Source organism: Paenibacillus sp. EKM211P (assembly GCF_011066175.1).
GTDB lineage: Bacteria > Bacillota > Bacilli > Paenibacillales > Paenibacillaceae > Paenibacillus > Paenibacillus polymyxa.
This window is the reverse complement of sequence record NZ_JAAMNS010000004.1, coordinates 347608-361607: the sequence shown is the minus strand read 5'-3', so window position 1 is coordinate 361607 and position 14000 is coordinate 347608. Positions and strand designations below refer to the sequence as shown.

At 45.2% G+C, this 14000-nt stretch carries 15 protein-coding genes; 1 reads left to right on the top strand and 14 read right to left on the bottom strand.

Going from position 1 to position 14000, the window contains the following annotated elements:
• Positions 1–103 precede the first annotated feature (103 nt).
• Positions 104–433 (top strand): nuclear transport factor 2 family protein, encoded by a 330-nt coding sequence (locus G9G57_RS09995; RefSeq protein ID WP_107733442.1) that lies wholly within the window; start codon positions 104–106, stop codon positions 431–433.
• A 17-nt stretch (positions 434–450) separates the two neighbouring features.
• Here the strand turns inward: G9G57_RS09995 and G9G57_RS09990 are convergent, their stop codons facing one another.
• The 14 genes from G9G57_RS09990 to G9G57_RS09925 all read right to left on the bottom strand — a co-directional run bounded on the left by G9G57_RS09990 (position 451) and on the right by G9G57_RS09925 (position 13994).
• Positions 451–1062, bottom strand: coding sequence for a flavin reductase family protein (locus G9G57_RS09990; RefSeq protein WP_025365106.1), 612 nt, complete (start codon positions 1060–1062; stop codon positions 451–453).
• A gap of 160 nt (positions 1063–1222) precedes the next feature.
• Positions 1223–2005 carry a hypothetical protein gene (locus tag G9G57_RS09985; protein ID WP_044785188.1) on the bottom strand — a complete coding sequence of 261 codons (783 nt, stop codon included), beginning with the start codon at positions 2003–2005 and terminating at the stop codon, positions 1223–1225.
• A 1-nt stretch (position 2006) separates the two neighbouring features.
• Positions 2007–3266: a hypothetical protein gene (locus G9G57_RS09980; protein ID WP_044785189.1), complete on the bottom strand. Its 1260-nt coding sequence runs from the start codon at positions 3264–3266 to the stop codon at positions 2007–2009.
• An 88-nt stretch (positions 3267–3354) separates the two neighbouring features.
• Positions 3355–3825: a hypothetical protein gene (locus G9G57_RS09975; protein WP_044785400.1), complete on the bottom strand. Its 471-nt coding sequence runs from the start codon at positions 3823–3825 to the stop codon at positions 3355–3357.
• Positions 3822–4487, bottom strand: a complete 666-nt coding sequence (locus G9G57_RS09970) for an RNA polymerase sigma factor (RefSeq protein ID WP_044785190.1) — start codon at positions 4485–4487, stop codon at positions 3822–3824. Before G9G57_RS09970 ends, G9G57_RS09975 begins: the two co-directional genes overlap by 4 nt.
• Before the next feature lie 140 nt (positions 4488–4627).
• Positions 4628–5356, bottom strand: coding sequence for a DnaD domain-containing protein (locus G9G57_RS09965; protein ID WP_016822172.1), 729 nt, complete (start codon positions 5354–5356; stop codon positions 4628–4630).
• A 3-nt stretch (positions 5357–5359) separates the two neighbouring features.
• Complete coding sequence (asnS, locus tag G9G57_RS09960) at positions 5360–6655, bottom strand: asparagine--tRNA ligase (RefSeq protein WP_016822173.1); 1296 nt, start codon at positions 6653–6655, stop codon at positions 5360–5362.
• 132 nt (positions 6656–6787) lie between these two features.
• Positions 6788–7984, bottom strand: coding sequence for an acetate/propionate family kinase (locus tag G9G57_RS09955; protein ID WP_013371630.1), 1197 nt, complete (start codon positions 7982–7984; stop codon positions 6788–6790).
• Positions 7981–8853, bottom strand: coding sequence for a 3-hydroxyacyl-CoA dehydrogenase family protein (locus G9G57_RS09950; RefSeq protein WP_013371631.1), 873 nt, complete (start codon positions 8851–8853; stop codon positions 7981–7983). Before G9G57_RS09950 ends, G9G57_RS09955 begins: the two co-directional genes overlap by 4 nt.
• Positions 8854–8989: 136 nt before the next feature.
• A complete protein-coding gene (locus G9G57_RS09945; protein WP_031461654.1) occupies positions 8990–10492 on the bottom strand; it encodes an AAA family ATPase in 1503 nt (500 codons plus the stop codon).
• Positions 10485–11018 carry a hypothetical protein gene (locus tag G9G57_RS09940; protein ID WP_016822175.1) on the bottom strand — a complete coding sequence of 178 codons (534 nt, stop codon included), beginning with the start codon at positions 11016–11018 and terminating at the stop codon, positions 10485–10487. Before G9G57_RS09940 ends, G9G57_RS09945 begins: the two co-directional genes overlap by 8 nt.
• Positions 11019–11490: 472 nt before the next feature.
• Positions 11491–12015 carry a cell wall elongation regulator TseB-like domain-containing protein gene (locus G9G57_RS09935; protein ID WP_019687843.1) on the bottom strand — a complete coding sequence of 175 codons (525 nt, stop codon included), beginning with the start codon at positions 12013–12015 and terminating at the stop codon, positions 11491–11493.
• A gap of 37 nt (positions 12016–12052) precedes the next feature.
• Positions 12053–13354, bottom strand: coding sequence for an amidohydrolase (locus G9G57_RS09930; protein ID WP_164964889.1), 1302 nt, complete (start codon positions 13352–13354; stop codon positions 12053–12055).
• Positions 13341–13994, bottom strand: a complete 654-nt coding sequence (locus tag G9G57_RS09925; protein ID WP_016822178.1) for a redox-sensing transcriptional repressor Rex — start codon at positions 13992–13994, stop codon at positions 13341–13343. Before G9G57_RS09925 ends, G9G57_RS09930 begins: the two co-directional genes overlap by 14 nt.
• Between the last annotated feature and the right edge of the window lie 6 nt (positions 13995–14000).

The window sequence follows — 14000 nt, the reverse complement described above, 5'->3', positions numbered from 1 at the left end:
TATCCTACTGGCGACATAAAAACCTAATCTGTTCTTCTCAAATGGAGTTTTTTAATCCGATGAAGGTATCAACTGCAAATTAAAAGGCAACTGGGGTGATAAGTTGAGTAAAGAATTAAAAGATATAATATTAAGTTTAGAAAAGCAGTTAATGCATGCTCGAAGAGAGGATTTTGAAAAACTATTAGCTCATGACTATATTGAGTATGGTTCGTCGGGTAGAAAGTACGACAAGTCAATGCAATTAACCTTTTTAAAGAGTAGGTCTCCATTGAACCATATACCATTTATAATTACTGACTTTAACATAAGGTTGTTATCTTCAGAAATTATACATGCAACATACTGTACTGAGTCGAATGATACCGGAATTAAATCATTAAGAAGTTCAATTTGGAAATTAAATGAAGGGCGATGGCAAATTTCAATATAGTAAAAAAACAACGTCCCCTATTGGGGACGCTCCAGCGTGAATTGCTCACCTAGCTTTGCATAGTTGTTTCCAGCCAACCGACTCACCGGACGCAACTCCTTGGCAATCACATATGTATTTTGGTACGCTTCCTCTGATAAATGATACTGCACTACGCGCCCAATTAATAGGTCACAGGCAGGTGTGTCCTCCTTGCCTCCCAGCGGTATCACCTTCTCCAAAATACATTCCATACGTATTTTCGCTTCAGTCACACCGGGAACTGCAATTTTTGTACTCTTTATTGGGGTGAGACCTGCCAGTGTAACCTCACTCTCCTCCGGCGACAGACGGGAAGCCGTCACATTCACTGCCCCCACATTGTCTTCGTCTGTAATATGTACGACAAAAGCATTGTGCTCCATCGCATTACGCGCTGTATCTTTAGAAACTCCATCGACACGCTGTACGGATACAGACAGCAGTGGCGGCTCGGCAGCAACGATGGAAAAATAACTGAACGGAGCACCATTCAGCACCCCTTCGCTGCTCAAAGTCGTTACAAACGCTACCGGCCTTGGGATAATACTCCCGGTCAACAGCTTATAATTTTCACGCTCTGTAAGTGTGTCAGGATTTAAAGAAATCATTTTCCCCTCTTTTCCGACTACATTCGCTTCGAATGCATATCATCAAGTTACGCCTGGTAAGCAACTACATCTTATAACCAGTCACATGGTGCAACTCAGGCTTCCCTAACAAGTATCGCGTGAATGATACAAAATGTAAAGCTGAAGCTAGAAGCCCTCTCTATTTTTCAATCACATTCCCCTGACTGTCACGCACAGTAACCGCTATTCCGTCAGGCACAGCAATGGTAACGTCAAGCTGATGATGTGTCTGCATAAAACGTGTGGGAACCTGGCTGAGAAGTACATATAGTGTGTCTCCAATTTGCTTTGTCTGATACAGCTCCGTTCCTTTGAAATCATCCTCATTGCCTGTATAGATATAATTCCCGAACACATGCACCTCCGGTGAGGTGGTTGCGTCAATTTTGACCGCATAGGGATCTTCTCCCTGTACAATCACCTTGGTCACTCCGGCAGGAAGTTTTTCATGCCAGTCTGGGAGAGTCCTTGTTTCCTGAACAGAACTCATCATTTCTCTGACTTGCGGAGTGATGCCCAATGAGCTGACTAAGGCAAATCCGATACAACAAAAAACCAATATCGCCGTAATAAACATACTGAACAGATCATAGCGAATGCGCTCACGTGTCCCTTTCCAAGCGGTATACATTAAAATCTCCAGTCCCAGCAAAACAAACACGACAGGCCACCACGTCAACGCTTGATCCAGTATGCCCGCTCCCCAAAACTTAGAGGCAAACGTTACGCCGCCCAGCAGTACCAGAAAAAGTCCCATGGACAGCCTTCCAACTTTCCACACACCTGTTGGAGCGTTTGAGCTCTTGGAGGTGCCATTCTTATGAGATGAAGTACCCAATAAACCTATTGCCCCAGTCACGTCGCTCTGAGAGTGATGGGCTCCCTTAAAGGAAGCCTCACTCTTTGAAAATTCAGTATCCATTCTATCGTTTCTCCTTTGCTCGCTTCAATTTGGAATTACCGATCATCATCCAAACACCGCCGCCAATTAATAAGAGGGAGACAATAATGGTTCTTAAATACATATCAACTAAATTGTAAATTTGTCCATCCGGGAACAGACGGTCCAGTGTCGGAACAAGTACGTTAATCAGGATGTAGTATGCACCCAGCAGAAGCAGTCCCAAGCCTACCCAGCGATGATATTGAGCAAACATACCGATCACAGGCTTGTCGATCAGCTGCTCCTGCCCATAACGGCTTACCTGCTGCAATGCATCAAAAAAGCTGTAAAACCAGACCACCGGGATTAGAAACAAAAAGAGTGAAAGATGCAGCACGTCCAGTATATAGATAAATCCTAAAAACAGTAGCATGAGCTGTAGTCCACGTTTTTGCAACCCAATATACATATGTCCGGCACCGGGAAATACCGATAAAATGGTAGCCAGCATTTTACTACGACGTCCCTCAACTCTTCCATGCTCCAGTTCCTCAAACAAAGTCCGGTCCTGAAGAATGTCTCCAGCTTGTTTACGATGTACATGCTGCACCGCATCAAACATGCAATACAGCCAAATAATCGGCAACACGCCTGCAAACGCCAAAAATCCGGATTCGTTCGTTATGCTAGTAATAAAGATGAGGATCGCGCCAAAGCCAAAGAAGGATAACAGAAAAGACAAGCCACGCTGCATCAGCCCCAAATGAAGGTGCCCCAAACCCGGAATGAATGACAGCAAAATCGTAAAAAATCGTTCATTATCCGATCCTTTTTGAAAAGCAGGTGATCCTGCCATACCATAGTATCCTTGTTGATAATACCCGGGACCAGATCCCATACCTCCCCCCGTGGTATTCGTGCCTGTGTCTGTTGCTCCCTCCGGCACCTCTCCTGTTAAACCAGCCTCTCCATAAGGTTCACTTTGCGAGTAAAAGCCATATGGATTGGGTCCTGCATGAGGGGGGTATGGAGTAGCGACTGCACGAGGATCATAACGTAATAAGCTAATCACGATATGCAGCATGCAGAGTCCCCATAAAAGGGCAGCAATAAACATACCCACCAAAAAAAACGCTCCGTCACTTGCTACCACTGACAAAAATATTCCCCCTGCCAGACATCCGAAAAACAAAATGGTATAGACAAACGCATTGGCTTTTCTGGTCCAGTAATAGTGTCCTACACCCGGAATGATGTTCAATAGAAATGCCAATAGCTTGCTTCGTTCCGTATAAGGCATCGCTACACTTCCTTTCTATTTATGGAATCTTGGTAAAATTCCCAACTGAAGGTTGATTTTAAACTTGTTCATCTTACCCTTAACTTATTTAGGGCTTTAATTTATCGAGCCAGGTTGTCGTAGCTTGCATGACTTCTTCACTGTAAGAGACGCGTTCTTTTGAAGGAACCGGCTTATTGCTTGTTTGCGGCATCATTTTGTCAAAGGCTCCACTGGATAGCAAGATCAACGTCAGACTTGCGGCAATAACATAGTGGAACACAGGTTTTTCAAACCAACGACGTTTTTTGAACATAATTTGACTCGGTTCAGCTTCTATATTAGGAAGAACGGCCATTACCTGATCTGTGAAGCGCTCCGTATCCATCCAGGCAGAGTGTTCTTCCAATGTCGGCTCTAATTGCTCCAGTGCGACAAGATATAGCATCAGCGCTTGTTCATCTTCCAACAAGAGCTTTTCCAGTCGGGTAGATTCCTCTATCGAACAAGTTCCTGTAATGTATGCATGCCAGTCATTCGTTTGCCCTTCCATCCACGGTCTATCCTGTTGGTCAGTCAATGCCATTCCTCCTCCTTCCAGTGATTCCGAATCCATAGTCGTGCCCGATAGAGTCTGGACTCTACCGTTTTTAAAGCTACCTGCGTCTCTTCTGCTATTTGATCGTAGGTTTTGCCCTGCATATAGTAAGCTTGAATAATATCTCGATGCTGCTGGGGCAACTGGGCGATTTTCTGTGATAGTTCTACCGTTTGCTCTTCACGGATGAGACGGGCCAGTACATCTTCATCCGGGGAAGGGAGCTGCACAAGGGATTGTGCCACGTCTATGAGCTCTGCGGGCCGCCTGTCTTGTTTGCGCTTGATATCCAGCGCTTTATGAAGCGCAATTCGGCTCAGCCACGTTTTAAACCCTTCGTTCCGGTACTGGGGGAGAGACTTGTACACCTGAACGAACGCCTCCTGCGCGGCATCCTCTGCTTCCTTGCTGTCATGCAGTACCGAATAGGCCACATGAAATACATGCTTGCTGTACAGCTCTACGATCTCACGGAACGCCTGCCGATCACCGGACCGGATTCGTTCAATGATTCTCTCTATATCAATGACGCTCTCCCCCTTCCCAATACTATAGACGCCAGGAATTTTTCTTCCCCTGCATATTTCTAAAAAAAATTTAAAAAGGACACACCCTCCTAATCGGAAGGGTGTGTCCTCTATCATTAAAGTCTACTTGCTCACTTTAAATTTCTGCCCTACATTACATGTTGCACAAGCGATACTCCGCGTTGTCCATGTATCGCCATTTCAATGTGACAGCCATAGCGCATCAATTTACTACCTAAAAGGCTCAGTTTGCTACTTTAATTGCGACCGCCACCACGGAATCGCTGGGCATATTCTTTCGCATCCTGTGCATTACGAACCCGGTTTCGGCTCCACTCTAGCAGAATGCGATCTATATACCGGAAATGTACCTTCCCAGCAAATACCGCTTCCTTCAGGGCCAGCAAAATAAGCTCCTCCGGATACCGATCCTGATCCACCCAACTGCTGATCGTCTCATATTCCATCGGTGATAATGGTCGGCCGAATTCTTTCTCAAAAATTGTGAATAAATTTCGTTCTTCTGTAAGTGGAGATTCCGATACTCCATTCAGTAAATCCGGCTTCCCGGCAAACAAAATGTCATCTTCATCGTGCTGCTCCGAACGCTCGGCGATCATACATTCAGCCAGCTTGCGATACAGACCCGCCAAGTTATAACGTTCAAATTGGACGGATGAACTGCGGTCTTCCACGGAATCTATTCGCAAAAAACCTTCTTTCATGAGCTTACTGAAATAAAGCGCGATTTCGTTTGCAGTGCACCCAATTCGAGCCTGCAATTGCTCCCATGTCGGAAATTCATTACGTTCCGCTTGTTTAAATGCAAGTAACTGCATCAGTAGCAGCATTTCACCATCCGTCAGCCGAAGCGTCCGATAATGCTTGAGCAGAGCGTAGGGAATTTGAACCATTCCGGTTTCCATAGCATAGGCTACTCCCTCCGCCCAATCTGCCGCTGATGTCTTATCAAATGATCCTGTCATTGATTATGGATACAAACGATACAGCATACGTGGGAACGGAATCGTTTCACGTACATGATCGAGTCCACAAATCCATGCTACTGTACGCTCCAGTCCCAATCCAAAGCCAGAATGCGGAACGGTACCATAGGTGCGCAGATCCATATACCATTGGTAGGCTTCACGTGCCAGGTTATGCTCGTTAAAACGTTCTTCCATCAATGCTGGATCGTCAATTCGTTGGGAACCCCCGATAATTTCGCCATAACCTTCAGGAGCGATCATATCGGCACACAGAACAACCTCTGGGCGGGATGGGTCAGGTTTCATATAGAATGCTTTAATGTGAGTCGGCCAATGCGTAATGAACACAGGCTTGTTATATCTTTCGGCAATAGCTGTTTCATGAGGAGCACCGAAGTCTTCTCCCCACGGGATGTCGAATCCTTCACCTTGAAGGAAGGCAATCGCCTCATCGTACGTAATCCGTGGAAACTCACCTTGAATTTGCTCCAGCTTCGAAACATCGCGTCCGATAGCTTCAAGCTCCTTCGCACAATTTTTCAGAACAGACTGCACGATATGGCTTACAAACTGCTCCTGAACGCGCAAGGATTCTTCGTGATCCACAAAAGCCATCTCAGGCTCGATCATCCAGAACTCAATCAGGTGACGACGTGTTTTGGACTTTTCCGCACGGAAGGTTGGACCAAAGGAATATACTTTACCCAGCGCCATTGCCGCAGCTTCCATGTACAGCTGTCCGCTTTGTGTCAAATAAGCATCCTCGTCAAAATATTTGATGTGGAACAACTCAGTTGTACCTTCCGCAGAAGAAGGAGTCAAAATAGGCGGGTCTACCTTCGTAAAACCGTTGCCGTTGAAAAATTCCTGTACAGCACGGATAATTTCCGCCCGGATAATCAGTACTGCACGTTGCTTAGCGGAACGTAGCCACAAATGGCGATGATCCATCAGGAAATCTACACCGTGCTCTTTTGGGGTAATCGGGTAGTTTTCGGTCAAATGAATGATTTCAATACCTGTAACCGTCAATTCGTAGCCCGATTGACTGCGCGGTTCCTCTCGCACGATTCCAGTTACATAAAGGGAGCTTTCTTGTGTCAGGGATTTGGCATCATTCCAAATATCCTCAGACACTTCGCTTTTTACGATAACCCCTTGAATATACCCGCTACCATCACGTAGTTGCAGGAACTGAATTTTACCGCTAGACCGCTTATTGTTTACCCAAGCGCCAATTGTAACCGTTTCCCCTACATGGCGACCCACTTGGGCAATCGTACTTTTATTTGTCATGACCGTCTCTCTCCTTGAACCGAAAATCAAACAGCCCTCCCCCTTGGGTTAGGCTGTTTGCTCTCGCTGTTTGGTGCATGTGGTACTTAAACCATAGTTCCACATGTATAAAGTTTACACTTACGGACCGAACTACTGAACCAGACGGAACGTGTCACGGGCAATTACCAGTTCTTCGTTTGTTGGAATGATCAGTACTTCTACCTTCGAATTTGCAGTTGTAATCCGGCGAATCTCGCCAGAACGAATAGCGTTCAATGATTCATCCAGCTCGATACCGAGGAATGTCAGTTGTTCCAACACTCTCTTACGCAGTACGATGGAGTTCTCGCCTACGCCTGCCGTAAATACAATTACGTCTACCCCGTTCATTGCGGCAGCATACGAACCAATATACTTGCGCAGACGGTATTCATACATTTCAAATGCCAATGTAGAATTAGCTTCGCCTTTTTCCATACCTTCAGTGATTTCACGCATATCACTGCTGATACCAGAAATAGCTAGAAGTCCACTATGCTTGTTCAGCATGGAATTGACTTCATTGACAGTCAATTCTTCTTTGTTCATGACATAAGGCACGATTGCTGGGTCCAAATCACCACTACGAGTACCCATCATAAGTCCTTCCAGTGGAGTCATACCCATGGAAGTATCTACAGACAAACCGCCTTGAACTGCTGTTACACTACCACCATTACCGATATGGCAAGTGATGATCTTCAAGTCTTCCAAAGGACGGCCGACAAATTTGGCAGCTTCCTTACTTACAAAGTCATGGGAAGTGCCGTGTGCACCGTAACGACGAACCTTATACTTATTGTACAACACTCTCGGTATGGCGTACATATAAGCTTTTTCTGGCATGGTTTGATGGAACGAAGTATCAAATACCACAACTTGCGGTACTTCTGGCATATTCAATTCAGCCGCTTTAATCCCCATCATGGATGCTGGGTTATGCAGTGGAGCCAGGTCGAACAAGCGACGGATTTCACTCTTCGCTTCAGGAGTTACGAGCGCTGACTGTTTGAAAATTTCGCCTCCATGAACCACACGATGGCCCACAGCCTGAATTTCGCTAATGCTGGAGATAACACCATGCTCTGCATCTGTGAGTGCATTCAGTACTTTACGGATGGCAGTAGTATGCTCCAAAATTTCGCTAACTTCAGTGTATTCTTCCTTATTGGTTGGTTTATGCGTCAGAATCGAAGAGTCCATACCGATGCGCTCTACCAATCCTTTTGCCAAAACGGACTCGTCCGTCATATCATACAATTGGTATTTCAGGGAAGAACTCCCTGCGTTGATTACGAGGATTTTCATATCCGGTCACCATCCTTGTCATACTTAAAGAAGCCTTCGCCCGATTTCACGCCCAGATTACCTGCACGTACCATTTTCTTCAGGACGATGGACGGACGGTATTTCAGTTCGCCAAATTCACGGAACATCCGCTCCAGAGCCGCCAAAACGGAATCCAGACCAAAGCGGTCAGCCATTTCCAAAGGACCGTTTTGGAAGTTGTAGCCGATACGCATAGCATCGTCGATATCTTCGGCAGAAGCTACGCCCTCTTGAAGTACATGAGCTGCTTCGTTAATCAGCAGACAGATAATCCGGCTAGTTACAAAGCCAGGAGATTCATAAATCATGACTCCTTTTTTCTCCACGATTTCTTCCACGAACATTTTCGTGTTTTCAAAGGTATCATCTGAAGTTTTCAAACCACGAATAATTTCTACAAGATCAATACGGGATACTGGATAAATAAAGTGCATACCAATAACACGCTCTGGATACTTGGTCGAGCTGGCAAGCTCGGTCAGGCTCAGCGTGGATGTATTACTTGCAAGGATGATATTGCTTGGACATACATGATCCAGCTCTTGGAAAACAACTTTCTTCTCATCCAGATTCTCTGTAATGGTTTCAATGACCATATCACAGCTAGCGAGCTCCGCCAGATGGGATACTTTTTCAATGCGAGATAAAATCAGTTTTTTCTCTGCTTGGGTAATTGCCCACTTTTCCAGTTGCTTATCTAGACTTGTTTCAATCATATTATAAGCGTAGTCTAGTTTCTCTGGTGTCTGCTCTACTAGCAGCACATCGATTCCTTTGGACGCAAGCATTTCAGAAATACCTTGTCCCATGGTGCCGCCGCCAATGACGCCGATTTTTTTAAATTGCATGGTTCTTAACTCCACCCTTTCCTGGTCACTCTCATATATTGTATCCTTCTTTGTCGAAAAATACATGTTTATGTCCCAATAGATAATAATATCTTAGCACGGACTAAAAGTAAAAAAAAATAACCAGCATAAAAAATTATGCTGGTAATAAAGCATTTTCACTAAATTGACATCTAAATTGATCTCCGGACAGCGTTTCTTCCTTCATCAAGATGTCAAGAGAATTGTCGAACACAGGACGATGCTTTTCCAACAACTCCAAAGTGCGGTTATGCAGGTCATTCATAATCTCGCCATTTTCCCGCATGAGTTCCTCTTTTGTAACCATTTCCATATTAATAATCCCAAGAGAAGTCAAACCGGAAGTCATCATCGTATGAACGATGTTCAGTGCCTGCTCAAAATCATTACTTGAACCAGTACTTCGACCGCCGTAGTACATTTCTTCTGCTGTAGCCCCTGCGAGCGAGATCATAATTTGCTCCTCCAGGTACTGCTTGGTATATAAATAATGCTCTTGCTGTGGGTTGTGACGCACGTAACCGAGCGCTTTCCCACGCGGGCTGAGCGCCACTTGACTTACACTACCAGGACGGACGATTTCAGCCATAATAGCATGTCCCAGCTCGTGAATCGCTACACGTTTTTTCTCTTCGAATGTCGATTCTCGGTCTGTTTTCTCACCCATCATCACCTTGTCAATTGCCATGGACAGATGACTTTGCGCAATCATTTGCTGATCCTGTCTCATTGCATAAATGGCTGCTTCGTTCATGACGCTCTCCAACTGTGCACCGGAAAAACCGTAAGACTCCTCTGCGATTTTGTCCAAATTAGCATCTTCCTGGATCGGTTTGTTTTTGGCATGAATTTTAAGGATATGAAGACGACCCTTCTTATCAGGCAAGTCTACTTGAATATGACGGTCAAAACGTCCTGGACGCGTTAAGGCGCTGTCCAACATTTCTTTACGGTTTGTTGCCGCAATGAGCAATATCCGCGGCGTATCTGCCGAATAAATGCCATCCATTTCTGTCAGCAACTGATTCAAAGTCTGATCATATTCTCGTTGCTGTCCACCCTCACGCTTACCGCCAATAACATCAATCTCATCAATAAAAATGATTGCATTTTCTTTCTTTTCCTTGGCTGCACGAGTGCGAGCCTCCCTAAACAACTCACGGACACGACCTGCACCAACACCTACATACATTTCAACAAATTCACTGCCTGAAGCTGCAACAAACACTGAATTGGTATAGTGTGCAGCTGCTTTCGCCATCAGCGTTTTCCCTGTTCCCGGAGGGCCTGTAAGCAAAACGCCTTTCAATGGACGAATGCCAAACTTGGAAATTTCATCATGACGATTCAAAAAATCCAAGGCTTCACGCAATTCCTGTTTAGCGCTTTCTTGTCCACCAATTTCCTCAAAAGTCAGCTTGTCCGGACCATTTTTTTTACGTTTGCGCTCTTGCCCGGCACCTACGGCCAAGCCGCCACGAGCATGCATGAGCATTAACAAGCCACTGAGCATCACGCCTGCAACAAGAAGAGGGATAATATTCACCCCAATAAAAACGAGAAATATAATGGCCACCGGCACAATACCGATTAATATTTCCTTGATCCATCTAGGCATTAGGCCATACCCCCATTTGCTGAGATTGACGTGGCAAAACGATAAACTTCGTCGCATTGCCTTCGCTGAGTCGGATATAGACATTGTTCGAATCCATATCGGTATCAGCCTTGATACCTGTCTTTTTCTTTTTCATCTGCTCAACTGTAGATGAAATTTGAGTATACTTTTTATTTTCCATCGCTTCGGCTACAGGAAACATAGCCTCAGACCACCATTGATTCAGTGCTGAATTGGAACGATCTGCAATATCCAGCTTAATGGTGCGGCTGCCAATGATGGATTGCCCTTTTTGCTTAACCACATCGACTAATCCGGCCACATCCGCCTGCGGTTTGAGATCTAGTTTCAATACCACCTGATCCTGTTTAATATCTATTTGAGCGCTTGTCACGCCTGGATATTGAGATACCAGTTTTTCCAGAGGACTTTGCATTGTAACCTGACGGTAAATGAACCATCCTCCAAACATTAACAAGGCTGCCAAAACGGCCGCCACAACAATAGGAACTGCACGCAATTTCAAACAACATCCTCCTCTCAAAATGTAAAACCCAGAAGAAACGGGACGAATGTCAACAAACAACCAAATTGCATGATCTTATAATGATCAGCAACTCATTTATCTATCATTTTTGTCTATCACTTATAAAATATAGTATACCATAACGTAAATCTAATATCGAAGGCAATGTGTGGAGGAGTTGTGATAAGGCAAAAAGATGCTTCTGGCTTTTAGTCCAGCTTTGCGGAGCATTAAGTAAAAAGACGCAAATACGAATTAAATCGTATTTGCGTCTTTTTCTAATACTTTCAATCATTCCAAGCTATATAGACTGAGTATAAAAGTTATTTGGAGTGGCCCCATAGCTGTCAGCCAGCGGAGTGGAACACTTGAATCTGCAGAAGCGAAGCGATCGTAAGATCAAATGGACTACGCAGCGCTCCTAACGCTCTTGGGTACTCCCAAGCCACCGATCCACACTCTCAACATCGCGCTAGTAATTAGGCAAAGTATACTTTATCCCCGTCGATGCTCCATCTGAGAAACGGTAAAAGGTATAGTTGTGATGGCTTTCATCATCGTAAAACAGTTGCCATACATATTCGCCATTGAACACACTCGGTTGGAGCCTTACAATTTTTGCATTTGGAAGTTGCTGCTGAATTATCGCTGTCATTTTTTGCTCGTCGACTCCGTTTTTCATCAGCTCGGTATGAACACCGCTTGGATCTGCCGCAGGTATGTTAGGTTTCCCCTCCATTTTTTGAAAAGGAACCCACACCATTATATTTTCATTCTGTGCGTTTTTTCCTTGAACTACCCAATATATCTGATCCCACACAGACTTCCATGTCTGAGTCGTGCTAACCAGACCACCTGATTGCTTGGCCTTCATGATAGCGGCATTTTTCTCAGCCACCTGGTCTTGAGTAACATACGAATAATACCAGAAAATGCTGACCAGGATCAGTATTACGGCCAAAATGGCGACCGCTATCCATTTCTTCTTATTTTTCAAACCTGTGCTTCCTCTCTAAGGGGATGTGACACCTAAATTAGTGCGACAGCAGCCCTTCAAAGGCGGCTTGTGCCTCATGTTTGATACGTTCCTCGTCCATCGTCAGGCATTCGCCATTTTTCACAACCTGACGGCCGTCTACCCACACATGAGCCACGTCTTTGGCACTTGCAGAGTATACGGCATGAGAAATAAGATCTGTACGCGGCAAGAAATGGGCCTGATCCAGATCTAGCGCGATAAAGTCAGCCTTATTGCCTGCTGCCAGCGCTCCTACCTCTTTTAAACCAATCGACTTTGCACCATACTCTGTTGCCAGACGTAGTGCTTCATTTGCAGGAACTGCCGTTGGGTCGCCAGATACTCCCTTGTGAATGAGTGCCGCCAGACGCATTTCCTCGAACATATCCAGGTTATTATTGCTGGCAGGACCATCTGTTCCGAGTGAAACAGTAACTCCTGCACGCAGCAATTCAGGCACTCTAGCTACACCACTTGCCAGCTTCAAGTTGCTGCCTGGATTATGCGATACCGCCACACCTCGTTCCGCTAACAAAGCTATTTCTTCGTCGTTCAAGTGAACGCCGTGGGCAACAAGTGAAGGACGGGAGAAAAAGCCAAGCTTATCTAAGTGTGCAACTGGACGCAAGCCGTAGTCGCGTACGTTTTGTTCAACTTCGGCGATCGTCTCGGACATGTGCGTATGCAATGGTAAATCGAGATCATGTGCTGCTTGAACAAATTTCTCAATAAACGCAGGCGGGCATGTGTATGGGGCATGAGGAGACATCATTGTTGTGATACGTCCGTCTGCTTTTCCATGCCAGTTACGCGCAAAAGTCACGGCCTCAGCTAGCTTGATCCGCTGTTCTTCTTCTGAACAGAGTCCAATGGCTCCACGCATCAAACTTGCACGAATGCCCGACTCTTCAGCTACACGAGCCACCTCATCCATATGATCGTACATATCCAGGAAAGTCGTGGTTCCACCTTTCAGCATTTCCAGCACTGACAAAGAAGTTCCCCAGTACACATCCGTAGATGTAAACTTGGCTTCCATAGGCCACATTTTTTCCTGAAGCCACACTTGAAGTGCCAAATCATCTCCATACCCTCGCAGCAGAGACATCGCCGCATGACCATGAGTATTGATCAGACCAGGTAAAAACAATAACCCCTTGCCGTCGATTGCTTCTGTCTCTTCCTCACCCGCAGGCAAAGTCTCGCCAATGTAAGTAATACGGCTATCCTCCACAATCATAAAACCATGGATTACCCCAGCCTCGGGTCCATTCACGGCAAACGAGCCGTTTTTAATCATCCATTTATTCACTGTCATATTGTGCTTCTTCCTTTCCGTCCTCCAGATAATAAGCGAGGCTAAGCAAATCAGTTGTAAAGTCTGTGGCATGTATCCGAATGTTAGCCGGTGCCTTGAGAATGATAGGTGCAAAGTTCAAAATCGCTCCAATTCCACTCTCAATCAGCCTATCAGCTACGTGCTGTGCCTCAAAATCAGGTACAGTAATAATCCCGATTCGTATATTTTTTTCTTTCACAGTCGCTTCCAGTTCATCCATCGGCTGTACGACCAAAGTATTGATTCTGGTCCCAACCTTATCCGGGAACGCATCAAAAACCGCCACAATCTTCATATTGTCTTTTAAATAAGCATTATAGTTCGATAGGGCTTGACCCAGATTACCCGCTCCGACCAATACTACATTAATTTGCTGGTCGATTTTCAGGATATGGCGTATTTTCTCAATTAGATAAGAAACATCGTAACCGATGCCCTTCCGACCAAAATCGCCAAAATAGGCAAGATCTTTACGAATTTGGGCCGGATTCAAATCTAACCTCTGTCCCAGCTCTTGAGAAGAGACCGTAGCCACCTCCCGTTTGTGCAGTGCATTCAGATAACGTAAATATACGGGTAATCTCCGTACGACAGCCTCTGAAATTTTATCTGATTTCATACTTGC